A 23510-nucleotide genomic window follows, 5' to 3' on the forward strand; every position below is an offset into this window, starting at 1 on the left:
CGGCCGCTCCTCACCCCGCGTCGACGAAACCCTGATCGAGGATGCGCGCGACGACCCGCTCGGCGGCGTGGCCGTCGTCCCGGGCGTTGAATGCGGCGCGCCAGGTCCGGTATCGCTCGTCGTAGTCGGAGGGCGGATCGGCGAGCGCGGCGACGAGCTCGTCCTGCGAGCGCACCACGGGTCCGGGTGCGCGCGCCACGAGGTCGAAGTAGAAGCCCCGCAGCTGACCGCGGTAGTGCTCCATGTCGGGCACCAGGAAGTACATCGGCTTCCCGGTGACGGAGAAGTCGAACATCACCGACGAGTAGTCCGTGACGAGTGCGTCCGCGGCCAGCAGCAGGAGCGAGGTGTCGGGGAACCCCGTGACGTCGATCACGCGCGGGCCTTCGGCATCCCTCCCCTCTCGCAGGGTGCGGGAGTGGCCGCGCACCAGCACGACCGCGTCGGCGGCGTCGGCCAGGGCCACGGGATCGACGAAGTCGACGATCTCGGAGCGGTCGTCGCGCCACGTCGGCGCGTACAGCAGCACCCGCTCGCCGGGGCGGATGCCGAGGGCCGCGCGCGTGGCGCCGCCGTCGCCGGTGACGAGCACATCGTTTCGGGGGTAGCCCTCGACCCACACGGGCCGGGAACCGAAGGCGTAGGCCTTGCGCAGGATGCCGGCGGCATACGGATTCTGCGCCAGCAGCACGTTCCACCGACGCGACTCCCGGAAGACCGCCGCCATGCGCCGCGGGTCGAATCCCGGGCGGTGCAACGCCAGCCGCTTGAGCGGCGTCCCGTGCCATGTCTGGAGCACGACCTGCCCGTTCCGGCGCGAGAACCGCCGTCGCAGCCAGTCGTTGACCACGAGGAGTCTGGCCGAGCCCCGCGCGCGCCACCACTCGGGGCTGCCCTCGACGATCGCGATGGCCCCGTCGGGCACCGCGACCGAGAGATCCACGACGCTCCAGTAGCGCGTGACGCCCGGCGCACGGCGGGCGAGTTCGCGATCGATCGCCAGCGGGTTGCAGCTGGCGTTGCGACCGTAGAAGCTCTCGAAGAACACGGCGTTCTCGGCGTTCGTGGAGCGGTGGGCGTAACGGCGCTCGAGCGCGTCCTGTCCCTCGCCCGAGTCGTACGCAGGATCGATCGGCGGCCCGACCCGCAGGGACCAGCCGGCGAGCTCTGCGCGCAGCGTGCCGAGCTGAGTCAGGGGCAGGTCGGGTGGCGCCGCGACCTCGCCCCCCTCGGCGCCGACGGCCTGCAGCGCATAGTCGCCGGCCGGCAGCGGCAGCTCCGGCCCACCCCAGCGCGCGGCCCGGAGCGGCACAACGGCCTTCCAGGTCTTTCCGCGACCGGTGAGCGCCGCGGCGACCCGTGCGCGCCGACCGACGAGCTCGATCGAGACCGGCCGGGGACCCGTGCCGGACAGGAGCAGGGCCGCACCGCCGTCCGAGGTGAAGCGTGCGTCGGTCATCGCGGTCCTCTCCCGGCGGCGTCGGCCGCACGCGTCGATCCCGCCAGAATCGCACGGTAAACGCGTCGCGCGCTGCCGCCGTCCCGGAATCGGTGCACTCTCGCGCTCAGTGCTCGCGCCGCATCGAGCCGGCGCGCGCGCTCCGCCTCGTCATCGAGGACCGCGTCCAGCTGCGCGAGCGCCTCACGCCAGCCGGTGGCCCAGTCCGTTCCCGCCACATCGGCATAGCGGCCGTAGAAGCCGCGGCGCCGGGCGTACTCGTCGACGTCCGGTGCGAGGTACACCACGGGGAGCGGCACGAGTGCCGAGTCGTACGCGAGCGACGAGTAGTCGGTCACGAGGACGTCGACGCCGGGGAGGAGCGGCGTGACGTCGGCGACCAGATCGCGTCCGAGCGGCCGCACGCGCTCGCTCGGACGCGGCGGGACGTACTCGCCGGCACCGAGGGGATGCGAGCGCACGAGGAGCACGGCATCCAGCCGCTCGAGAGCCTCGAGGATCCCCTCCCACTCGTCGCGGGACGGCACCGCCGGATCGGGGGCTCCGTCGCGCCACGTCGGCGCATACAGCACGAGGCGGGCGTCGGCCCCGAGCTCGCCGACCGCGCGCGAGATCTCCGCGCGGGCGAGCGTGCGACGGTCCTCCGCGCTGCCCCGCGACAGAACGTCCACGCGGGGCTCTCCCGTGACGGGAACCCGGTGATGGGGAAGCGAGAAGGCCGACTCGAGCCGCCCGCGGACGGCGTGCGATGCCGCCGGGACGATGTCGATGCGCCGGGCCGCGCCGCGGAACATCGCCCGCAGCAGGGTGCGCACGGGCTGCACGGCTCGCGACCGCGCGAGCGGACCGGGCAGCCGCAGCGTCTCGGGCGAATCGAGCCCGATCCGCTTGAGCGGGATGCCGTGCCACAACTGGACGATGAACGCCCCCGACACGGCGTAGCGGTTGACGTCGCCGAAGCCGTGGGTGACGACCACCACGCGCGCGCGGGCGGTGCGCCACAGGCCGTGCAGCGAGGACTTCGGGACGGTGGGGATGCCGCGGGCCGCGGCATCCGTCGCCTCCCGCCGCGACGAGACCAGCCAGACCGCTGGGCGCCCCTCGGCCGCAGCTTCCTGCCACACCGCGAGAGCTCCGTCGCCGATTCCCGCACCGCAGCCGAACACCCACTGGTCGCGGGATCGCGGGATCACGAGGGTCAGCAGGCGTCCGGCGGCGTAGAGCGGGAGCGCGGCCAGCTTGCGCGCGTTCCCCGCGCCGAACGAGAAGGACGCCACCCCGCGAGCCTAGCGCCCGCGGTTGCGGGCGAGCTGCGAGATGGCGTCCTCGTGCGTCAGTGGTCGTTACGGCTCGAGGGTTCCGAGCGTGACGTCGACGGTCTGGGTCTCGCCGTCGCGGACGAAGGTCACGGTCGCGTCGCTGCCGGCGGCTGCGGCGCGCACCTGAGCCGTCAGATCGACGGAGTCGGTCACCGGCACGTCGTTGAACGCCGTGACGATGTCGCCCTCGCGGAGACCGGCCGCGGCGGCTGCCCCGCCCTCCACGGCCTCCTGGATGTAGGCGCCGGCGATCGTCGAGCCCTCGACCTGGGCGGCCGACAGCACGTTCGCCCCCAGCAGACCGTGGGTCGCCTCGCCGTTCTCGATGATCTCTTCCGTGATGCGCTGAGCGATGTCGGACGGGATCGCGAAGCCGACCCCGATCGAGCCGGCTCCGCCGCCCGAGCCGCCGCCGGCGGTCGCGATGGCCACGTTGATGCCGATGAGCCGTCCCTCGGAGTCCACGAGCGCACCGCCGGAGTTGCCCGGGTTGATGGCGGCGTCGGTCTGGATCACGGCGATCTTGATCGACTCGCTCGGGGTCTGCTGCGACTGCCCCTGCCCGAAGTCGAACTGGAACGGGCTCCCCTGGTCCTGCGGGTCGGACGGCTGGTCCTCGTCGGCGTCGCCGGACTCGGGCGCCGCCGACGAGGCGATCTCGATGGACCGGTTCAGGGCGCTGACGATGCCGGTCGTCACGGTGTTGGAGAGCCCCAGCGGCGCGCCGACGGCGATCGTCTCGTCACCGACGTTCAGGTCGGCCGAGGACGCGAACTCGATGGGCGTGAGGCCCTCGGCGTCGGTGATCTTGATCACGGCGAGGTCGTACGTCGGGTCGGTTCCGACGACCTCGGCGTCGTACACATGACCGTCGGACGTGGTCACCCGGATCGACGCATCGCCGGTCGCGCCGTCGAGCGTGACCACGTGCGTGTTGGTGACGACGTAGCCGTCCTCGCTGAGCACGACGCCGGATCCCGTGCCGCTGCCGCTGTCGCTGGTGGCCGCGATCGTGACGACGCTCGGCACGACCTTCGCCGCGATCGCGGTGGTCTGGTTCACCGAGTCGGTGTCGTTGACGGTCACCGTGGTAGGACCGGCCGCGGGCGAGGTGCCGTCCGGGGCGAACAGCGTGACTCCCGCGTACGCGCCGCCGAGGCCGGCGGCCCCGCCGACGATCGCGGCAGCGAGGATGAGGCCGACGACCTTGCCCGAGCCGGACTTCTTCTTCTTCGCCGGCGCGGTGGGCGTGGTCCCTGTGGCGGCCGGACCGAATCCCGCGCCGGGAGCGGCCTGACCCGCGTACTGCGGGTACGGGGCCGTCTGGCCGGCGTAGCCCTGCGGACGGGCGTAGGCCTGCGCGTGAGACGGGTAGCCGGCGGGCGGGGCGGGCTGCGGGTTCAGCGGCGCCTGCTGCGCCGCCTGCCAGGCTGCGGTCGTGGGAGGTGCCGGCGGCACGGGAACGGTGGCCGCCTCGGCGGCGGGAGCCGTGGGGGCGGCCGGCGTTCCGGCGGCGGGAGCCGCCTCCGCGGCGGGAGCGGCGGGCGCGGTCTCGCCGCCCGGCGTGCTCACGATCGCCTCGTCGGGGGTGTGGTCTGCGGGGCCCGTGCCCTGGTTGTCGCTCATGTTCGCTCCTTCTTCAACGCACTGACCACACTGCCCACCGATGCTGTGCGTTTCTTATGCCGCGAATGGGACGCGTCTATGCAATCCACGTGAGGCGGTCGAGTACCGTGATCCGATGCGAGACATCCCTGGAGCATGGCGTCGCACCGCAGCGGGCGCCGGTCTGGTCGGCTCGGACGGATCCATCCACTCCACCATCTTCGCCGAGATGTCGGCTCTCGCGGCCGAAACGGGCGCGATCAACCTCGGCCAGGGATTTCCCGACGAGGACGGCCCGCCCGAAGTGCTCGAGGCGGCACGGGAGGCGATCGCCGCGGGCGCCAACCAGTACCCGCCGGGCCGAGGCATCCTGCAGCTGCGCAGTGCGATTTCCGAGCACCAGGAGCGCTTCTACGGACTCCGCCCCGACCCGGGCAGCGAGGTGCTCGTGACCGCGGGCGCCACCGAGGCGCTGGCGGCGACGCTCCTGGCACTGGTCGACGGTCCGGACGACGAGATCGTCGTGTTCGAGCCCCACTACGACTCCTATGCGGCCGTCGTCGCCCTGTCCGGAGCCCGGCTCGTGACTGTTCCGCTGCGCTGGCCCGACTTCCGACCCGACCTCGACGAGCTGCGCGATGCCGTGGGCGACCGCACCCGCGTCATCCTCGTGAACGACCCCCATAATCCGACCGGCGCCGTCTTCCCGCACGAAGTCCGCGAAGAGATCGTGCGGCTGGCGGAGCGCCACGACGCCGTCATCGTCACCGACGAGGTGTACGAACATCTCGTCTTCGACGAGCCTCACGTCCCGCTCGCGACCCTCCCCGGCGCGTGGGAGCGGACGCTCACCATCTCGTCCGCGGGCAAGACCTTCTCGGTCACGGGCTGGAAGATCGGCTGGGTGAGCGGCCCGGCCGCCCTCGTCGACGCCGTTCTGACGGTGAAGCAGTTCCTCACCTACGTCAACGGCAGCCCCTTCCAGCCCGCGGTCGCGGTCGGCCTGAGGATGGACGCCGGGTTCTTCCGCGGGATCGCGGACTCGCTGAGCGCGAAGCGGGACCTGCTCGGCGACGGGCTGCGCTCCGCCGGCTTCGACGTGTCGACTCCCGCCGGGTCCTACTTCACGGTCGCCGACGCCCGCGCCTTGGGAGCGACCGATGCCGGAGCGTTCTGTCGCGAGCTGCCCGCCCGCGCGGGGGTGGTCGCGATCCCGCTCACGGCCTTCACGACGTCGGAGCGTCGCGCCGAGTACGCGACTCTCGTGCGGTTCGCCGCGTGCAAGCGCGTCGACATCCTCACCGAAGCCGCCGCGCGGCTGGCCGGGGCCCGGTAGGCGGAGAGCTCAGTCCGTTCGCGGACCGACCGTGAACCGGCGCAGGCGCAGGGCCGGGTTGACGCGTCGGACGCGGGAGACGGCCGACGGATCGAGGTGCGCGACGACGACGTCGGTCGCGGTCCCGATGGACGCCACCTCCACCCCCTGGGGATCGATGACCGCCGAAAGCCCCACACCGAGGGGCGGCGGGTGGTCGGCGGCCGCGACGAACACCGTGTTCTCGATGGCCCGGGCGTGCAGCAGCGTGCGCCACTGGTGCTCCTTGAGCGGCCCGCGCACCCACTCGGCGGGCACCAGGAAAACGTCGGCGCCCGCGTCCACGAGAGTGCGCCCGACCTCGGGGAACCGCAGGTCGTAGCAGGTCATCAGCCCGAAAGTGAGCCCGGCGACGGCGAACGTCTGGGGCCGAGCCATCTCGCCCGGTTCGACCCAGTCCGACTCCCGCTGGCCGAACGCGTCGTACAGGTGGAGCTTGCGGTACGCGGCCACGACGCCGTCGTCGCCGACGGCGACCACCGTGTTGCGAACACGGCGTTCGTCGCCGGCGCGCTCGAGCAGTCCCGCGATCACGTGGACGCCGGACGCGCGCGCGATCGCGGTGAGCTCGGCGACGAACGGCCCGTCGATCGCCTGCGCGTTCTCTGCCAGCGTCGCATCGAACGGGTCGACGAAGTAGCTCGAATACTCCGGGAACACCACCACCCGCGCGGATCGGGCGGATGCCGTGGCCGTGAGCTGCCGGATGGTGTCCAGGTTCGCCCGGGTGTCGCCGGTCGGCGCGAACTGCGCGACCGCGACACCGACCCGTTCGACCCCGGTCATCGCGACCCACCGTTCCGCAGGCGCGCCCGCATGACCGCGGGTGCGACGATCCACAGCGCCACGATCAGCACAGACAGCGCTCCCAGCGCCCACCAAGCCGCCGACCCGCCGACGACGACGTCGAACACGAACGCCACGACACCGACGATCAGCACGGAGACGGTGAAGAGTGCGGTGATGAGGGCCGCGTGCCCGTAGGAGACCACTTCGGCTTTCGCGTGGTGCTGGAAGAGCACGCGGTGGAGCGCCACCGGCGCGAGCGCGATGATGGCGCTGAGGGCCGCGGCCACGACGAGCAGCAGGTAGATCGCCCGCTGCGACGCGCTCAGGTCGGCGAACGCGGGCTGGAACGCGAGCGCCAGGAGGAAGCCCGTCAGGATCTGCGTGCCCGTCTGCAGGACACGCAGTTCCTGCAGCACCTCGCTCCAGTTGCGGTCGGCTCGCTCCTCGGGCGTCTCGTCGCGTCCGCCTCGGCGTATGCTCGCCGGGTCGGCAACACCGCCTTCAACCATGCCCACATCCTCACCGCCCCGACCACTGCTCGGCAAGCGAACCGACCCGACGTGACGAACGCCTTCGAAAGCGTGCTAGGCTATCTTCTTGTGCCGCGGGGTGGAGCAGCTCGGTAGCTCGCTGGGCTCATAACCCAGAGGTCGCAGGTTCAAATCCTGTCCCCGCAACAAGAAGAAGAGGGTCCCCGCATCGCGGGGGCCCTCTTCTGCGTATGCGCTCCGTCGACGCGACGGGCCCAAGGTCCGCCCGTGTGGACACTGCCTCCCTTACCCTTGTACTATCGGACGCACCAGGTCGCTAGATAAACTAGCGAATGACACGGAGGATGCCGATGACTGATGCCGACCACGTAGTCCTCCTCGATGACGAGGGACGGGCGATCGGCACGGCCCCGAAGAGCAGCGTCCACGGCACCGACACGGCGCTTCACCTCGCCTTCTCGTGCCACGTCGTCAACGAGGAGGGGCAGGTTCTCGTCACCCGCCGCGCCCTCGACAAGAAGACGTGGCCGGGCGTGTGGAGCAACTCGTTCTGCGGGCACCCCAAGCCGGCCGAGCCGGTCCTGAGCGCGGTCCATCGGCGGGCGGAGTTCGAACTCGGGCTCACGCTGCACGAGATCGAGCTCGCACTGCCGCTGTTCCGGTACCGCGCGGTCGACGCGACCGGAATCGTGGAGCACGAGGTGTGCCCCGTCTACACAGCGCTGACCTACGACGAGCCCGTGCTCAACCCGCTGGAGGTCGTCGACGCACGCTGGGTCGACCCGGCCGAGCTCGCCGCGTCGCTGCAGACCACGCCGTGGGCCTTCAGCCCATGGCTGGTCCTCCAGGCCCAGCAGCTGCACCTGTTCGACCGGGTCTCGCAGCGACGACGCGCCTCATGATCGCCCTGCCCCCGGTGCCGGGGATCGACGCGGCGATCGATGACGCCGTTGCCGGCATCGTCGCCCGCGCCTCCCGGCTCGGACCCTCGTTCGGCGCGCTGGGTGAGGCGGTCGCGCGCGCCGCACACGGCGGCAAGCGCTTCCGGCCTGCGCTCGTGGCGGCGTCGTTCCGCGCCTTCGGGGGCGAAGACGATGCCGCGGCCGGAATGTACCCCGTCGCCGCGGCCTTCGAGCTGCTTCACACCGCGTTCGTCGTGCACGACGACGTCATCGACCACGACACCGAGCGTCGCGGCGTTCCCAACGTCGCGGGAGAGTTCCGCGGGCGCGCGCGGTCGCGGGGAGCGGATGCCGCGGGCGCGGCTCTCCTCGGAGACGCCGCCGGCATCCTTGCCGGCGACCTGCTCCTTCACGAGGCCCTGCGGCTCGTCGCGTTCGCCGACGTCGACCCCGTCGCCCGGGAACGGCTCTTCGCCCTCGTGGACGACGCGGTGTTCGTGTCGGCGGCCGGAGAGCTCGCCGACGTCGAGAACAGCGTCGCATCCCCCGGCAGCACACCGCAGGACGCCTTCGACACCGCCTTCAACAAGACCGCTGTCTACTCCTTCCGCGCACCGCTCCAGGCGGGCGCCGTCCTCGCGGGCGCACCCGACTCCGCGATGGAGGTGCTGGCCACGGCCGGCGGCAGGCTCGGTCTCGCGTTCCAGCTCGTCGACGACCTGATCGGCGCGTTCGGGACCGCGGCGCAGGCGGGCCGGGAGACGGGCGGCGACCTGCGCGAGTCGAAGCGCACACCGCTCGTCGCGCTCGCGAGTCAAACGCCGTCGTGGAACCGGGTCAGCGACGCCCTCGCCGTGGCTCACACGGGTCCGATCGCCGTCCGGGAAGCCCAGGTCGCGCTCGAGCAGAGCGGCGCACCGGTGCGGCTGCGCGCGGTCATCGAGCAGACGCTCGACGAGGTCCGAGAGGCGTCGCGCGAGCCGTCGCTCACCCCAGAGGCTGCGCGGCTCCTGTGCCGCCTCGCGGACGGCATGGCGGAGCGCATCCCGTGAGCGGGCGTACGAGAGACCGCGTCGCCACCGGCCTCGATCTCTACGACCGCACGGCTCGGGATGCCGCCGCGACCGTCATCGCAGCGTACTCGACGTCGTTCGCCCTGGCGTGCCGGCTCCTGGGGCCGCGGCCTCGGCCGCACGTCCGCGTCATCTACGCCCTCGTGCGCGTCGCGGACGAGATCGTCGACGGCCCCGCCACGGCCGCCGGCCTGTCCGATGAGGAGGCGGGGCGCGTGCTGGACGACCTCGAGACGGAGACTCTCGCTGCCATCCATCGCGGATTCAGCTCGAATCTCGTGGTCCACGCGTTCGCACGCACAGCCCGCGAATGCGGCATCGGAGAGGACCTGATCCGGCCGTTCTTCGCCTCGATGCGCACCGACCTGTCCACGCGCAGCCACGACGACGCCTCGCACGACGAGTACGTCTACGGATCCGCGGAAGTGGTCGGACTCATGTGCCTGCAGGCGTTCGTCAACGCGGGGGCGCAGCATCCCCAGCCCGCCGCACCGCACCTCGTGGACGGAGCGCGACGCCTCGGCGCGGCGTTCCAAGACGTGAACTTCCTGCGGGACCTCGACCACGACGCGGCCGCCCTCGGGCGCGACTACCTCGGGCTCGGGGCGGGTGCCGCCACGCGCGCCGACGTGCTCGACCGCATCGACGGCGACCTGGCCGCCGCGGCCGCGGTCATCCCCCGGCTCCCGGCGGACTGCCGCCGCGCGGTGACGGCCGCGCACGACCTGTTCGCCGAACTCGCCGCGCGCCTGCGCCGCACCCCCGAACCATCCGAGCGCATCCGCGTGCCCGACCTCGTCAAGGCGCGCCTGGCAGCGCGCGCCTGGCTGGGATTCGCACCCCGGGACTCCCGCGCATGAGGGGGCTGAACGGACGTGCACCGGGCCGCGCCGTGATCATCGGCGGAGGCATCGCGGGCCTGGCCACGGCGGCCCTGCTGTGCACGGAGGGCTGGGAGGCGACCGTCCTCGAGGCGCGGGACGAGGTCGGCGGTCGCGCCGGGTCCTGGGATCAGGACGGCTTCCGGTTCGACACCGGCCCGAGCTGGTACCTCATGCCCGAGGTGTTCGAGCACTTCTTCCGCCTCCTGGGGACGACGGCTGCCGAGCAGCTGGACCTCGTGCCGCTCGACCCCGCCTATCGCGTGTACTCCGATCCCGCCACCGGCCGGGTGCCGCTGGACGTGAGGTCGGGGCGCGAGGCCTCCACCGCGCTCTTCGAGTCCGTCGAGCCGGGAGCGGGCGCGCGCCTCGCCGACTACCTCGACTCGGCGGGCGATGCCTACGAGCTCGCGGTCAACCGATTCCTCTACGACACGTACGAGACGACCGCGGGACTGCGCGACCCGGCGCTGCTGCGTCGCGTGCCACAGCTCGCACCCCTGCTCACCCGCAGCCTCGCCTCGCACATCGACCGCCGGTTCACCGACCCTCGCCTGAGGCAGATCCTCGGTTACCCCGCCGTCTTCCTCGGCGGGTCCCCGTACGGCGTCCCGAGCCTCTACCACCTCATGAGCCACCTCGACCTCGACGACGGCGTGCTGTACCCGCGCGGCGGATTCACCGAGATCATCCGCGCGATCGAGCGCCTCGCCGAGGCATCCGGCGCACGCATCGAGACCGGCGCGCGCGTGACCTCCATCTCGACCGAGGGTGCCGTCGCCACCGGCGTCGTGCTCGACGACGGGCGGCGGATCGATGCCGACCTCGTCGTCTCCGCGGCCGATCTGCACCACACCGAGACCACGATGCTCCCACCCGCCCTGCAGAGCTATCCCGAGCAGTGGTGGGCCAAGCGCTCCCCCAGCCCCGGCGCCCTGCTGCTCCTCCTCGGCGTCGACGGCGAGCTCCCGGAACTCGCCCACCACACGCTGCTGTTCGCCGACGACTGGCGAACGAACTTCGAGGACATCTTCGGCGACCGTCCCCGTGTTCCCGATCCCGCCTCGCTGTACATCTGCCGGCCGAGCGCGACCGACGAGACGGTCGCACCGGCGGGCCAGGAGAACCTCTTCGTGCTGGTTCCCGTGCCGGCCGACCTGTCGCTCGGCCGAGGCGGCACCGGGGGTGCGGGCGATCCGCGGGTGGAAGCATCCGCGGACCGCGTGATCGCCCAGATCTCGCAGTGGTGCGGTATCCCCGATCTGGCGGAGCGGATCGTCGTGCGCCGCACGATCGCCCCCGCCGACTTCGCCGCCGACCTCGGCGCGTGGCGCGGCAACGCGCTCGGACTGGCCCACACGCTCAATCAGAGCGCGATGTTCCGTCCGCGAAACGCCTCGCGGAGGGTCGAGGGACTCGCGTACGCCGGCTCCTCGGCGCTGCCCGGCATCGGTCTGCCGATGTGCCTCATCTCGGCGGAGCTCGTGGTCAAGAGGCTGCGGGGCGACCGCTCGCCCGGGCCGATCGCGGAACCGGCGAGGGTGTGACGTGCCGGGCCTGTACCTGCTGACCCTGCTCATCTCGATCGCCGGCATCGCCGTCATCGACCGGCGGTTCACCCTCGCGGCGTGGCGAACGCCGGGAAGGACGGCGGCGGCGATCGCCATCGGCACCGTTTTCTTCCTGGCCTGGGATGCCGTCGGCATCACCGCCGGGGTCTTCCTGAAGGGCGACAGCGCGGCCCTCCTCGGTGTCGACCTCGCGCCGCACCTTCCGCTGGAGGAGCCGATCTTCCTGGCATTCCTGTGCTACCTCACCCTGGTGGTGCACGCGGGAGCGATGAGGATCGCCTCCGCGCGTCGCCGCCGGCTGGATGCTCCGGCCGGGCGCACGTCGGGAGGGCGAGCATGACGTACGCGCTCATCATCATCCCGTTCGCGCTCGCGACGGTGATCGTCGTGCTCTGCACGCTCGGGAGGCCGGGCTTCGGGCGGCGGATGGCGGCATCGGGCATCACGGCCGTCGTGCTGGTCCTGCTCACCGCGATCTTCGACAACCTCATGATCGCCGCCGGCCTCGTCGTCTATCCCGAGGAGCACCTGAGCGGCATCCGCATCGGCCTCGCTCCGATCGAGGACTTCTCGTACTCGATCTGCGCGGCATTCCTCGTCCCGGCGGTACACGCGCTGCTCACCCCCCGCGCCAGGGCAGAGGCTCCCGCATGACGGCGGCACCGCCCCTTCGAGCCGGGGTGGTCGCCCGGCAGCTCCTGCTCTCGTCGCGACCGGTGAGCTGGATCAACACCGCCTTCCCGTTCGCCGTCGCCTACCTCCTCACGACGCGCCAGGTCGACGCGACCCTCGTGATCGGAACCCTCTTCTTCCTCATCCCGTACAACCTCGCGATGTACGGGATCAACGACGTGTTCGACTACGAGTCGGACTTGCGCAACCCGCGCAAGGGCGGCGCCCACGGTGCGGTGCTGGATCGGCGGCTGCACGCCATCACCCTGTGGGCGTCGGGGATCGCGTGCGCTCCGTTCGTGGTGTACCTCATCGTCGTCGGCTCGCCCGTGTCGTGGGCCGTCCTGGCGGCGAGCCTCTTCTTCGTCGTCTTCTACAGCGCGCCCCCGCTGCGGCTGAAGGAGCGCCCGTTCGCCGACTCGCTGACGAGCAGCATCCACTTCTTCTCCCCCGCCGTGTACGGACTCGTCCTCGCCGGCGCGGTGTGGACGTGGCAGCTCGTCGCCGTGATGGTCGCCTTCGCGCTGTGGGGCGTCGCGTCGCATGCGTTCGGCGCCGTGCAGGACGTCGTGGCCGACCGCGAGGCCGGGATCGCGTCGATCGCCACCGCCCGCGGCGCACGCTGGACGGTGCGCTTCGCCCTCGGCTGCTACCTCGCGGCCGGTCTCGTGATGCTCGCGACCGCGTGGCCGGGGCCCCTCGCCGCCCTCGTCGCCCTCCCCTACGCGCTGACCGTGTGGCCGTTCCGCCACATCACCGACGACACAGCGACAGCGGCGACGAAAGGCTGGGACCGTTTCCTGTGGCTCAACCAGCTCGCGGGATTCCTCGTCACGCTGCTGCTCATCTGGTACTGGCTCCTCACGCAGTGATGCCCGGCCCCCTGAAGGGAGCCGGGCATCCTCACGCTGCGAGCGGGATCACTCCCCCTGCGCGCCGAGCTCGATGAGCCTCTCGACCGCGGCCGTCAGCTGCTCGTCCGCCTCGGCGAAGGCAGCCAGGTCACCGGCCTGGAGTGCGGCGTCACGAGCGACCATCGCCTCCTGGGCGTCCTGAAGGGCCGCCTCGTACTCGTCCGACGGGACGGTGGGCTCGGCGGGATCCGTCGGCTCGGCGGGATCCGTCGGCTCGGGGGTCGGTCCCGGAGTCGGGGTCACGTCGTCATCTCCCGCCGTGGCACCGGAGTCGCCGCCGAACAGGGTGTCGAGGGCCTCGCTCAGGGTGTCCTCGAACGCGATGTCATCACCGAACGACACCAGCACCTTCTGGAGCTTGGGGAGCTTCGTGGCGCCGGACGACTGCACGAACACCGGCTGCACGTAGAGCAGCCCGCCGCCCACCGGCAGAGTGAGGAGGTTGCCGTTCTGCACTTCGGACTGGCCCTGCTTGAGCAGGTTGATCTGCGACGAGACCAGCGGATCGGAGTTGAACGTGTTCTGCACCTGACCGGGACCGGGCACCGTGGTGTCGGCGTCGATCACCAGCATCCGGAGCTTGCCGTAGTCCTCGGCCTTCTTCCCCGCTTCACTCCCCGCGTTGGAGTCCACCGCGAGGTAGCCCATGAGCACGTTGCGGGCGTTGCCCGTGGTGGACGACGGGATGAAGGAAGTGAACATCGAGTACGTCGGCGACTCCTGTCCGGGCATCTGCATCGTGAGGTAGTACGGCGGCTGCAGCTGCTGGTCGGCCTGCGGGTCGTTCGGAGTCTGCCAGCGGTTGTCGCTCTGGAAGAACGACGTGGCATCGTCGACGTGATAGACCCCGAGGACGGTGCGCTGCACCTTGAACAGATCCGTCGGGTACCGCACGTGCCCCATCAGCTCGCCGGACATCTCGCTGATCGGGAGGACGGTCGAGGGGTACACGTTCTGCCACGCCTGCAGCAGCGGGTCCTCGTCGTCCCACGCGTACAGCTTCACCGAGCCGTCATACGCGTCGACCGTCGCCTTGACGGAGTTGCGGATGTAGTTGATGTCGTCGAGCGCGAAACGAGGCGCGGGGTTGCTCGAGTCTGAAATGGCCGACGCGAGGCTGACCGTCGAAGAGTAGGGGTAGTTCGCGCTGAGCGTGTAGCCGTCGACGATCCACACGATGCGGCCGTCGACCACGCTGGGGTACGGATCGCTGTCGAGCGTCAGGTACGGCGCCGCCTTCTGCACGCGCGTGAGAGGGTCGCGGTCGTAGAGGATCTGCGAGTCGGAGTTGACGTAATCCGAGAAGAGAATCTGCTCGGCCTGGAACTTCAGCGCGTAGATGAGCCGGTTGAACACGCTGCCCAGGCTCGGGCCGCCGTTCCCCTCGAACGTCGTCTTCGTCTCGCCGCCGCTGTCGCCGCCGGTCGGGTAGTCCAGCTCGACGGGCTCCGTGCCCTCCGGCGCCCCGACGATCGAGTAGGTCGGCGAGTACTCGCCGAAGTACACGCGCGGCTGGAAGTCCTCCTGGTCGGAGAGGAAGCCGGAAGCGGGGATGCCGCGCTCGAGGAACACCGGATCACCGTCGCCCGTCCGGTCGTTGCCCTTGGCCACGACGAGTCCGTACCCGTGGGTGTAGACGACGGTCGAGTTCTGCCAGTCCGCCGCCGCACCGAGCTCGTCGAGATCGAGCTCGCGCACCGACACGACCGTGTCCTGCGAGACGCCGTCGATGTCGTAGCGGTCGACGTCCAGCGGATCGGCGAACTGGTAGTAACCGCGGAACTGCTCGAGCTGGCGCACGTTCGGCGAGATGATCGCCGGGTCCATGATGCGCACCTGAGCCGTCGTCGCGGCGTCCTCGCGCAGCTGGCCGGCCTCGGCATCCGTCACCGCCTGGAAGTCCTGTTTGTCGAGATCGTCGACACCGTACGCCTCGTGCGTCATATCGACGTTGCGCTGGTAGTACGGCTTCTCGAGGGCCAGACGGTTCGGCTGCACCTGGAAGGTGTTGACGACCCACGGGTAGCCGATTCCGAGGACGATCGCCGAGACCACGAGCAGCGCCGTGCCGATCAGCGGGAAGCGCCACCGACCGATGACGGCGGTCACGAAGAAGAGCAGCGCCACGAAGACCGCCGCGATCGCCAGGATCGTCTGCCCGGGGATGATCGCGTTGACACCCGTGTAGCCGGGCCCGGTGATGCGGTCGCCGGGCTCGACGAGGGTCTTGTAGCGGTCGAGCCACAGGCTCGCGGCCTGCACGAGCAGGTAGAGCCCCGCGATCACGGCGAGCTGGATGCGCGCGGCCTTCGAGATGCGCAGCTCACGCTGGCCCACGCGCACCGACCCGTACAGGTACGACACGAGGGCCGTCACGAGCAGGCACACCAGCAGAACGGCCGAGAGGAAGCCCACGAGCGCGCTGTAGAAGGGCATCGCGAACAGGTAGAACCCGGTGTCGAGGCCGAACTCGGGGTCGGTCGTGGAGGTGGCGACCCCGTTGAGCCACAGCCACGTCGTCTCCCATTGCGCGGACGCCGCGAACCCGGCGAAGAAGCCGAAGAAGATCGGGATGCCCCACATCGCCAGGCGCCGCAGCGGCTCGACGACCTCCTGATAGCGGTCGAGCTGTGAGCTCAGCCGCGCATAGACCGGTCGCAGACGGTAGGCGAGCTGGATGGCCAGCCACACGGGGACCGCCATGCCGAGGAACCCGACCACGAACATCGTCACGCGTGCGATCCACTGCGTGATCAGCACCGAGTCGAATCCCAGCTGGTCGTACCAGAGGAAGTCGGCGTACAGATTCGCGAAGACGAAGAACGCGGCCACGAGGGCGGCGATGATCGCGAGCGAGATGGCGATGACGCGTCGGGAGCGCGAGGGTGTGGCCGAGGTCGGCGCTGAGGTCGTGGTCACCGTTCCATCCTAGGCGCGCAGTTCTGAGCGGCCGCCGAGTCCGCGCTGGGCGAACTCCCCGAGATCGCCCAGCGGGATCAGGTCGCCGCGGTGCACGTGGGGAGCGCGTCCACGTCCCCGTCGTCGCGCACGGCCTCGAGGGCGGCGAGCGCCTCCTCGAGCGTGCCCACGGAGAACACCTGAAGGCCGTCGGGAACGTGCCCCACCACCTCGTCGCAGTTGGCCTCGGGCGCGAGGAACCATTCGGCGCCGGCATCCTTGGCCCCCCACAGCTTCTGGCGGATGCCGCCGATCGGGCCCACGGTGCCGTCCGCGGTGATCGTCCCGGTGCCCGCGACATCCTGACCGCCGTTGAGCTGGTCGGGGGTGAGGGTGTCGATGATGCCCAGGGCGAACATCATCCCCGCGCTCGGCCCGCCCACGTTGTTCAGCTGGATCGTGACGTCGATCGGGAAGTCGTAGCGGGCCATGAGCGTGATGCCGAGCAGCAGCGCGGTCTCGCCGTCGACCTCGGTCTCCTTCGGAGTCACCGCGACGGTCATCTCCTCGCCGTCGCGCTCGATGACCAGCTCGACCGGAGCACCGCCGCCCTCAGCGACGATCTCGCGCAGGGCCGCGGCATCCGTCACGGGCTGACCGTCGGCCGACAGGATCGCGTCACCCTCCTGCAGCACACCCTCCGCGGCGGAGTCCTCGACGAAGGAGTGGACAGTGAGCGTCGCTCCGACGTCGTAGCCGAGCTCGGTGAGCGCGGCCGCGGTCGCCTCCTGCTGCGAGTCGATCATCATCGCGGCGCTCTCGGAGTTGCGCTGCTCGGTGGTGGTGCCCTCGGGGAAGACGGTGTCGATGGGCAGGACCGCCTTGGTGGGGTCGAACCACGCGAGCGCCAGCTCGAACCACGACGGCGTGCGCTCGCGGTTGCCGACCACCTGGACGGTGAGCAGGTCGAGCGCGCCGTCGGTGGGGTAGGTGTCGGCGCCCTCGACCGAGATGAGAGGAACCTGATCGCCTTCGGCCGACGCCGCCGTCCCCAGGGTGTTGTAGACCGGGCCCGGCCGCTGGATGACGTAGGAGGTCGGAAGGAACGTGATGACCAGCAGGACCACCAGGGCCACGGCGAGCGCCCAGACGCCGATCACCGCTCCGCGCGACACGCGTCGCCGTGGCGCGGGCGTGATCGTGACGTTCTCGTCGAACAGGGCCACGGGGACCTCTCTCTGCCTGGTCGTTCGCGACCGGCGTAAGGCGTTCGGGGCTCTGCCGGGGAGTGCGATGGATGCTGCCACTAGCGTAGAACGCACTCCCATGAACCGGCTGAAAGGCGGCAGAAGTGGCAGACGACGACCGCAGTCCCGAGGACGAGTTCCAGGAACTCATCCGTCAGCTGTTCGGCGGCGGGGCGGGCGGCATCGATCCCGAGCAGCTCTCGCGCCTGGCCGGGATGAACATCGACCCCGCGATGATGCAGACGGTGATGGCCCATCTCCAGGGCGCGTTCGCCGGCGGTCCAGAGGGCGGGATCTCGTGGGAGCTCGCGCAGCGTCAAGCCCTCCACATCGCCAATCAGGACGGGCTCGGCGTCACCGCGTCCCAGCAGACCGATCTCGATCAGGCGTTCGCTCTGGCGACGCTGTGGCTGAGCGAGGCGACGACGATCTCGGACCTCCCCGCGCCACCGAAGACGCTGACCCGCGGCGGCTGGGTCGAGGCGACGCTGCCGGTCTGGCAGCAGCTCGCGGAGCCCGTCGCCACGAGCATCGCCGATGCGCTGACCTCGGCGCTCAGCGACCAGGCGCCGGAGGACATGCAGGGTCTCGTGCAGGGTGCCGGCCGACTCATGCGCACCGTGGGAGGCTCGCTGTTCGCCTCGCAGCTGGGCCAGGTCGTGGGGAGCCTGTCGAAGGAGGTCGTCAGCGGCGGGGACGTGGGCATCCCCCTCATGCCCGACGGCGAGGCGGCGATCCTGCCCCAGAACTTCGCCGACTTCGGCCGCGACCTCGAGGTCCCGGAGGACCAGCTGGCCCTCTACGTGGCCACGCGCGAACTAGCCCACGCGCGGCTCTTCCGCCACGCCCGCTGGCTGCGACTGCACGTGATCTCGCAGGTCACCGAGTTCGCCCGAGGCGTGCATGTCGACACCGACGCACTCGAGGAGCTGGCCTCGCGCTTCGACCCCGCCGCACCGGAGGAGCTGCGCAGCGCGCTCGAGAGCGGCGCGCTGCTGCCGGCGCGCTCCGAGGCGCAGAACGCGGCGCTCGCCCGTCTCGAGAACCTCCTCGCGACCATCGAGGGCTGGGTCGACATCGTCACCGCCGACGCGACGTCGCGGCTGCCCTCCGCCGACCGCATCGCCGAGGCCGTGCGCCGCCGGCGAGCCGTGGGCGGCCCGGCGGAGCGCGCCCTCGGGTCGCTCGTCGGTCTCGAGCTGAGACCGCGCCGCATGCGCGAGGCCGCCGCGATGTGGCGCGCGGTGACGGATGCCGTCGGTCCGACGGGTCGCGATGCGCTGTGGGACTACCCCGACCTCATGCCCGGTGCCGCCGACATCGACGACCCGAGCGCCCTCGTCGCCAGGCTCGAGGCCCGCGCGCGCGGCGAGGAGCCCGCCCCGGACGAATTCGACGATGCTCTGGCGAAGCTCCTCGCGGGCGACGAACCCGGCGCGGATGCCGCAGAGGACGCCGGCGAGGGCGACTCACCGGAGGACGGCGCGCCCGACGATCACCGCCCGGTCTGAGGCTCCTCCCCAGCCCGGACGCCGTCCTCGCCGCCGTCGACCGACCTGTGGAGAGCGCTGGTCCGAGGGCGCGGCGGGACGAGACTCGGATCATGCTGCGCATCGATCCCGCGTTCCCGCCTCTGTGGAGCTCGGCGGACTCCCTCCAGTTCGGCGTCGACGCGCTCGTCGTGATCCCCGACCCGACCCCGTGGCAGCTGCGGCTCGTGCATCGACTCGAGCACGGGCTCGCCGCGCAGGCGGCGGTGCCGTTCGCTGTCGCCGACGGCGCCACTCGCCGCGCCGCCGAAGCCTTCCTCGTACTGATCGACCCGGTGCTCGAGCGGGAAGCCGCGCGCGTCGAGGCGGTCGTGCACGCCGCCGAGGGCGTGCCGCCGGCCCACGTCGAGATCGTGCGACGCGCGCTCGAGGCGGCGGGCTGCGAGATCGGCGGCGCTCCGGCGTCCGACCCCGCTCCCGTCGTGGTCGTCGCTCACCAGATCGTCCCGCCGGCCCTCGGCGCCGCCCTCATGGCGGCAGACCGCGATCATCTGCCGGTCGTCTTCAGCCCCTCCGCGGCGGACGTCGGGCCGTTCATCTCCCCCGGCCGGTCCGCCTGCCTCGCGTGTCTCGCTGCCGCACGCCGGGAGGCCGACCCCGCGTGGCCGGCGCTCGCGGCGCAGCTCCTCAGCCGCCCGGCCGCCGACATGGACGAATCGGTGCTGTGGGAGGCCGGCATCCTCGCCGGGCGCATGCTCAGCGCGCGCGCCCGCCACCCGGGGGCGATACTCGACCACTCGATGACCGTCCGCGCGGGGTCGCTGCACCGTGCGCTGCGGACGCACCGTCCTCACGAAGAGTGCGGGTGCCGATCTCCCGGAGGAACCGCGAAGGCTGACGTTCCCTCGCTCCCCGTGCCCACGACACCGAGAGCGTTCGCGCGGCCCGCGTGATGCCGACGTAGGCCAGTCGGCGCTCCTCGTCCACCTGCTCGAACGTCGTCGCGTACGCGATCGGGAGCAGGCCCTCGGCGAGTCCGACGAGGTGCACGTGGTCCCACTCGAGTCCCTTCGCCGCGTGGATCGTCGCGAGGGTCACCGTTCGCAGAGCGGGCTCGTCGTGCGAACGCGCCCGTGCCGTCAGCTCATCGGTGAAGGCACGCAGGGTCGTTCCCGGCGGCGCCTCCTCGGCGAGCCTCAGCAACGCCGCCCGCAGCTCCCACGCGTCGCGCAGCGCCCCGCCCGCCTGAGGCGGATCATCGGTGAGCCCCAGGGAGCGGAGTACGTCGCGCACGGTCTCCACGAATCCGCTCTCGATCGGGGCGACGGACGCCGCGCGCAGCGCCATGATCCCCTGGCGGACCTCGGGGAGATCAAAGAATCGCCGACCGCCGAGGACGGTGGAGGCGATCCCCTCGTCCGCGAGGGCGCGCACGAACTCCGCCGACTGCGCGTGGGACCGGTAGAGCACCGCGATGCGCCGGGGATCGATGCCGGAGGCGATCTGCGCCGAGATGCGCGCCGCGACCCCGCGTGCCTCGGCCTCCTCGTCCGCGTAGGCCCGGACGACGGGCGTGTCGACCTCGGAGGGTCGGCGGGGCTCGGCGACGAGGTGCAGGGCGCCGGGACGGTCGCGCATGAGTTCGTTCGCGACCGCGAGGATCGCGGCATCCGATCGGTAGTTGGTCTCGAGGCGCACCACACGCGCGTCGGGGTGCCGACTCGCGAAATCGAGCAGATAGCGCACGGAGGCGCCGGCGAAGGAGTAGATGGTCTGACTGGCGTCGCCGACCACGCACAGATCCCGCCGGTCGCCGAGCCACAGCTCGAGGAGCCTGTGCTGCAGTGGCGAGACGTCCTGGAACTCGTCGACCGTGAAGTGCCGGTACTGCTCGTGGACGGCCCGCGCGACGTGGGGCTCGGCCTCGAGCATGCCGGCGCAGGCGAGCAGCACGTCCTCGAAGTCGAGCTGACGCCGCTCGTCCTTGAGCTTCTCGTAGGCCCGCTGGAGGTCCGCGACCCGATCGACCGACAGCCGGCCGACGCCGTTCGGCCGCTGCGCGGCGTACGCGTCCAGGCTGAGCATCGAGACCTTGCGCCACTCGATCTCGCTCGCGACGTCCCGGAGGGTCGCGGTGTCCGGCTCGAGGCCGATCCCGTCGGCCGCGTGCGCCAGCAGGCGCACCTTGTTGTCGACGATCCCGGGAGCGCTGTCGCCCGCGAGCGAGGGCCAGAAGTAGTTGAGCTGAGCGAGCGCCGCAGCGTGGAACGTACGGGCCGACACGCCCTCGACGCCGAGCGCGCGCAGGCGTCCCCGCATCTCGCCCGCAGCCTTGGCGGTGAATGTCACGGCCATCACGCGTCCCGGTGAGTATGCGCCGGTGTCGACGCCGTGGGCGATGCGGTGCGTGATGACCCGCGTCTTGCCGGTCCCGGCGCCCGCCAGCACGGCCACCGGACCGCGAAGAGCCCGCACAGCCTCGAGCTGGCGCTCGTCGAGGCCGGTGAGCGCACGCCCGCTCACGCCGTCCCCCGGTGCCAGTCGCGGATCAGCCGGCGTGCGATCGACGCCGTCCCGGGCAGAACGAGGTCGCTCACGCCCGCGAGGCCGGCGCCGATCTCGTCACGCGAGAACCACCGCACCGCCACGATCTCCTCTCCGTCGGGGCGCGCCGCCGCCTCGGCGTCCGCCGTGGCGAGGAAGCCCACCATCAGCGAGCGCGGGTAGGGCCAGGCCTGCGAACCGCGGTACCGCACGTCCGACACCGAGACACCGGCCTCTTCGCCGACCTCCCGCACCACCGCCGCCTCGAGCGACTCGCCCGCCTCGACGAACCCCGCGAAGCACGAGAACCGGTCCGCTCCCCACAGCGCGTTCGAGCCGAGCAGCAGTCGGTCGGGGTCCTCCGGACTCGTCACCGCCACGATCACGGCCGGATCGGTGCGGGGGAAGTGCTGCCGACCGCACGACGGGCAGCGGCGCGACCAGCCGGCATCGACCACCATCGTCAGGGAACCGCACGCCGGGCAGTGTGGTGCGTCGAGGAGCCACCTGCCGAGGCTCAGCCCCGTCACGAAGGCCGCGGCGTCACCGTCGCCCAGGTCGCCGCCTGCCGTCCGGAGACTGCGCCATCCGGCGGGCGCGCCGAAGGGCTCCGCATCTGCGCCGGGGATCGCGGCGAGGAGGATCGGGTGCCCCCCGGCGGTCCGACCGAGGAGGGCCCAGGCGGCGGATTCGGGTGCGTCCTCGGGCGCCACCCAGTGGAGAGCACCCGACGAAGCGAGGGGGGCCCGATCGCCGTGGAGGACGAGTACCCGGCTTGCGCGATCGGTCCGGGCGGAGTCGAGCAGGCCGGGGGTCGAGCGTTCCTCGGCCGCGCGGTACAGGCTGCCCGCCGGGAGGGGCTCACGGCGGGAGCTGTCGGACGCCGTCATCGAGGATCTCCTGCTTTTCCGAGAGGGCGAGCCAGGGCGTGGCGCGTGGGAGGACGAGCGACGCCGACCTACCCTGGGCACATGGCACGCTCACCCCTCACTCTAGCCGCGTCGGTCACGTCGGCTCTCCCCCGGGTCGGCGTCGTCGGAGTCGGTGCGCTGACCGAGGGCGTCTCCGGTCGCTACGACTCCGCGGTCGCAGAGCTCGACGACGGCCGCCGGGTCGTCGTACGCGCTCCCGCGGACGCGACGGCACGGACCGAGCTGGCGGCCGAAGTGCGGGCCCTCCGCGCGCTCACTCCCGGTGTGCGGGGACTGCTGCCGTTCCGTGCGCCCGAACTGCTCGGCGAGGCCGGCCTCGGCGACACGCGAGCGGTCGTCGTCGACTTCCTGCCCGGCTATCGCGTCGATCCGGCGCACCTCCCCGCCGGACGTGGGGCCGCCACATCCGTCGGCGCGGCACTGTCGGCGCTCCACGCCCTGCCGCTGTCGATCGTGAGGACCGAGGGTCTGCCGGTGCGCACGCCCGCGCAGGTGCGCACCGACGCGTCCCGACTGCTCGATCGCGCTCTGGCGACCAAGCGCCTGCCCGTGGAGCTCGCCACCCGGTGGCGTCGGGCCCTCGACACCGACGAACTGTGGCGCTTCGAGGCGGCGGTCGTCCTGGGCGGCGCCGGGGGCGCATCGTTCCTGTTCGAGGACGTGGACGGCGCCCCCACCGTCACCGGGCTCCTCGACTGGCACGGGCTCTCGGTGGGAGACCCCGCCACCGACCTGCAGTGGCTCGCGTCCGCACCCGCCGCGGCGGACGACGTCTACGCCGCATACGTGGCGTCGAGCGGCCGCGCGCCGGACGGCCGGGCGCGCGAGCGCGCGCGGCTGTACGCCGAGCTCGAGTTCGCGTCGTGGCTCGTGCACGGCCACGAGACCGGGCGCGCCGACGTCATCGACGATGCGGTCGCCCTGCTCGACACGCTCGCCGTCGGTGTCGCCGGCGAAGACATCATGACGGATGCCCCACTCGGCGTCGACGACGCGATCGCCCTGCTCGACGGCCTGCCCGAAGCATCCGGTCCCGTCGCCGACACCTCCATGCACACCGACGCATACGACCCGGAGGAACTCTCGCTGTGGGTCACGTCGGATGACGCCGACGAGACCGATCCGTCCGACCCCGCCGCGCAGGACACCGCCGAGATCGCCGTCGAGGATCTGGCGACGTCGCCGATCGATCTGGCGGAGGTGCGAGAGGCCAAACAGGCACCCACGGCGGCGTCCGTGGTGCGCCCCGCTGCCCGCTCGCACGACGACGACCGCGACGAGGACGCCGCGACGGAGGCCGAGCGCGCCTCCGAAGCGGCGCTGCGGCGCTGGCTCGCGGAGTGACGTC

General features: G+C 71.7%; 19 protein-coding genes and 1 tRNA gene. 11 read left to right on the plus strand and 9 right to left on the minus strand.

Features of this window, described 5'->3' with window-relative positions:
• Window positions 1-10: 10 nt before the first annotated feature.
• From ACFQ0P_RS16175 to ACFQ0P_RS16185, 3 genes are all read right to left on the minus strand, one after another.
• A complete protein-coding gene (locus ACFQ0P_RS16175; RefSeq protein ID WP_204979662.1) occupies window positions 11-1459 on the minus strand; it encodes a CDP-glycerol glycerophosphotransferase family protein in 1449 nt (482 codons plus the stop codon).
• Window positions 1456-2736, minus strand: coding sequence for a CDP-glycerol glycerophosphotransferase family protein (locus tag ACFQ0P_RS16180; protein WP_204979663.1), 1281 nt, complete (start codon window positions 2734-2736; stop codon window positions 1456-1458). Before ACFQ0P_RS16180 ends, ACFQ0P_RS16175 begins: the two co-directional genes overlap by 4 nt.
• A gap of 66 nt (window positions 2737-2802) precedes the next feature.
• Complete coding sequence (locus ACFQ0P_RS16185) at window positions 2803-4404, minus strand: S1C family serine protease (protein WP_204979664.1); 1602 nt, start codon at window positions 4402-4404, stop codon at window positions 2803-2805.
• Window positions 4405-4519: 115 nt separating this feature from the next.
• On the opposite strand from ACFQ0P_RS16185, the gene ACFQ0P_RS16190 reads away from it, so the two are divergent.
• Window positions 4520-5719 (plus strand): aminotransferase class I/II-fold pyridoxal phosphate-dependent enzyme, encoded by a 1200-nt coding sequence (locus ACFQ0P_RS16190; protein WP_204979665.1) that lies wholly within the window; start codon window positions 4520-4522, stop codon window positions 5717-5719.
• A gap of 9 nt (window positions 5720-5728) precedes the next feature.
• Here the strand turns inward: ACFQ0P_RS16190 and ACFQ0P_RS16195 are convergent, their stop codons facing one another.
• Window positions 5729-6544 carry a carbon-nitrogen hydrolase family protein gene (locus tag ACFQ0P_RS16195; protein ID WP_204979666.1) on the minus strand — a complete coding sequence of 272 codons (816 nt, stop codon included), beginning with the start codon at window positions 6542-6544 and terminating at the stop codon, window positions 5729-5731.
• Window positions 6541-7056, minus strand: coding sequence for a DUF6328 family protein (locus tag ACFQ0P_RS16200; RefSeq protein WP_204979667.1), 516 nt, complete (start codon window positions 7054-7056; stop codon window positions 6541-6543). The genes ACFQ0P_RS16195 and ACFQ0P_RS16200 overlap by 4 nt, the downstream gene beginning before the upstream one ends.
• A gap of 94 nt (window positions 7057-7150) precedes the next feature.
• Here ACFQ0P_RS16200 and ACFQ0P_RS16205 point away from each other — a divergent pair.
• The 8 genes from ACFQ0P_RS16205 to ACFQ0P_RS16240 all read left to right on the plus strand — a co-directional run bounded on the left by ACFQ0P_RS16205 (window position 7151) and on the right by ACFQ0P_RS16240 (window position 13009).
• A tRNA-Met gene (locus ACFQ0P_RS16205) sits at window positions 7151-7224 on the plus strand.
• Between the two features lie 164 nt (window positions 7225-7388).
• Window positions 7389-7940: an isopentenyl-diphosphate Delta-isomerase gene (gene idi / locus ACFQ0P_RS16210; RefSeq protein WP_204979668.1), complete on the plus strand. Its 552-nt coding sequence runs from the start codon at window positions 7389-7391 to the stop codon at window positions 7938-7940.
• Window positions 7937-8992 (plus strand): polyprenyl synthetase family protein, encoded by a 1056-nt coding sequence (locus tag ACFQ0P_RS16215; protein WP_204979669.1) that lies wholly within the window; start codon window positions 7937-7939, stop codon window positions 8990-8992. Before idi ends, ACFQ0P_RS16215 begins: the two co-directional genes overlap by 4 nt.
• Window positions 8989-9873 carry a phytoene/squalene synthase family protein gene (locus tag ACFQ0P_RS16220; protein ID WP_204979670.1) on the plus strand — a complete coding sequence of 295 codons (885 nt, stop codon included), beginning with the start codon at window positions 8989-8991 and terminating at the stop codon, window positions 9871-9873. Before ACFQ0P_RS16215 ends, ACFQ0P_RS16220 begins: the two co-directional genes overlap by 4 nt.
• A complete protein-coding gene (gene crtI, locus ACFQ0P_RS16225) occupies window positions 9870-11441 on the plus strand; it encodes a phytoene desaturase family protein (RefSeq protein WP_204979671.1) in 1572 nt (523 codons plus the stop codon). Before ACFQ0P_RS16220 ends, crtI begins: the two co-directional genes overlap by 4 nt.
• A gap of 1 nt (window position 11442) precedes the next feature.
• Window positions 11443-11805, plus strand: a complete 363-nt coding sequence (locus ACFQ0P_RS16230) for a lycopene cyclase domain-containing protein (protein WP_204979672.1) — start codon at window positions 11443-11445, stop codon at window positions 11803-11805.
• Window positions 11802-12119, plus strand: coding sequence for a lycopene cyclase domain-containing protein (locus ACFQ0P_RS16235; RefSeq protein ID WP_204979673.1), 318 nt, complete (start codon window positions 11802-11804; stop codon window positions 12117-12119). Before ACFQ0P_RS16230 ends, ACFQ0P_RS16235 begins: the two co-directional genes overlap by 4 nt.
• The gene (locus tag ACFQ0P_RS16240) at window positions 12116-13009 is read left to right on the plus strand and encodes a prenyltransferase (protein WP_204979674.1); all 894 of its coding nucleotides are present in this window, start codon (window positions 12116-12118) and stop codon (window positions 13007-13009) included. The genes ACFQ0P_RS16235 and ACFQ0P_RS16240 overlap by 4 nt, the downstream gene beginning before the upstream one ends.
• Before the next feature lie 48 nt (window positions 13010-13057).
• On the opposite strand, the gene ACFQ0P_RS16245 is transcribed toward ACFQ0P_RS16240, so the two are convergent.
• Complete coding sequence (locus ACFQ0P_RS16245; RefSeq protein WP_204979675.1) at window positions 13058-15970, minus strand: UPF0182 family membrane protein; 2913 nt, start codon at window positions 15968-15970, stop codon at window positions 13058-13060.
• A 77-nt stretch (window positions 15971-16047) separates the two neighbouring features.
• Window positions 16048-17175: a YlbL family protein gene (locus ACFQ0P_RS16250; RefSeq protein WP_204979676.1), complete on the minus strand. Its 1128-nt coding sequence runs from the start codon at window positions 17173-17175 to the stop codon at window positions 16048-16050.
• 125 nt (window positions 17176-17300) lie between these two features.
• Here ACFQ0P_RS16250 and ACFQ0P_RS16255 point away from each other — a divergent pair, with 125 nt between their 5' ends.
• On the plus strand, window positions 17301-18707 hold the full coding sequence (locus ACFQ0P_RS16255) for a zinc-dependent metalloprotease (RefSeq protein ID WP_204979677.1): 1407 nt from the start codon (window positions 17301-17303) through the stop codon (window positions 18705-18707).
• A 735-nt stretch (window positions 18708-19442) separates the two neighbouring features.
• Here the strand turns inward: ACFQ0P_RS16255 and ACFQ0P_RS16260 are convergent.
• Window positions 19443-21209, minus strand: a complete 1767-nt coding sequence (locus ACFQ0P_RS16260) for an ATP-dependent helicase (RefSeq protein ID WP_204979678.1) — start codon at window positions 21207-21209, stop codon at window positions 19443-19445.
• Entirely contained in the window at window positions 21206-22120 is a 915-nt protein-coding gene (nudC, locus tag ACFQ0P_RS16265) for an NAD(+) diphosphatase (RefSeq protein WP_204979679.1), read from the minus strand. The genes ACFQ0P_RS16260 and nudC overlap by 4 nt, the downstream gene beginning before the upstream one ends.
• 81 nt (window positions 22121-22201) lie before the next feature.
• On the opposite strand from nudC, the gene ACFQ0P_RS16270 reads away from it, so the two are divergent.
• Window positions 22202-23506, plus strand: coding sequence for a phosphotransferase (locus tag ACFQ0P_RS16270; RefSeq protein WP_204979680.1), 1305 nt, complete (start codon window positions 22202-22204; stop codon window positions 23504-23506).
• Window positions 23507-23510: the final 4 nt, after the last annotated feature.

The organism is Microbacterium insulae, from assembly GCF_042677065.1.
Classification (GTDB): Bacteria; Actinomycetota; Actinomycetes; order Actinomycetales; family Microbacteriaceae; genus Microbacterium; species Microbacterium insulae.

Coding starts and splice junctions, on each gene's coding strand:
- ACFQ0P_RS16270 (WP_204979680.1), top strand. CDS start 22,202: ATGGCACGCTCACCCCTCACTCTAGCCGCGTCGGTCACGTCGGCTCTC.
- ACFQ0P_RS16235 (WP_204979673.1), top strand. CDS start 11,802: ATGACGTACGCGCTCATCATCATCCCGTTCGCGCTCGCGACGGTGATC.
- idi (WP_204979668.1), top strand. CDS start 7,389: ATGACTGATGCCGACCACGTAGTCCTCCTCGATGACGAGGGACGGGCG.
- nudC (WP_204979679.1), bottom strand. CDS start 22,120: ATGACGGCGTCCGACAGCTCCCGCCGTGAGCCCCTCCCGGCGGGCAGC.
- ACFQ0P_RS16185 (WP_204979664.1), bottom strand. CDS start 4,404: ATGAGCGACAACCAGGGCACGGGCCCCGCAGACCACACCCCCGACGAG.
- ACFQ0P_RS16200 (WP_204979667.1), bottom strand. CDS start 7,056: ATGGTTGAAGGCGGTGTTGCCGACCCGGCGAGCATACGCCGAGGCGGA.
- ACFQ0P_RS16195 (WP_204979666.1), bottom strand. CDS start 6,544: ATGACCGGGGTCGAACGGGTCGGTGTCGCGGTCGCGCAGTTCGCGCCG.
- ACFQ0P_RS16215 (WP_204979669.1), top strand. CDS start 7,937: ATGATCGCCCTGCCCCCGGTGCCGGGGATCGACGCGGCGATCGATGAC.
- ACFQ0P_RS16190 (WP_204979665.1), top strand. CDS start 4,520: ATGCGAGACATCCCTGGAGCATGGCGTCGCACCGCAGCGGGCGCCGGT.
- ACFQ0P_RS16240 (WP_204979674.1), top strand. CDS start 12,116: ATGACGGCGGCACCGCCCCTTCGAGCCGGGGTGGTCGCCCGGCAGCTC.
- crtI (WP_204979671.1), top strand. CDS start 9,870: ATGAGGGGGCTGAACGGACGTGCACCGGGCCGCGCCGTGATCATCGGC.
- ACFQ0P_RS16175 (WP_204979662.1), bottom strand. CDS start 1,459: ATGACCGACGCACGCTTCACCTCGGACGGCGGTGCGGCCCTGCTCCTG.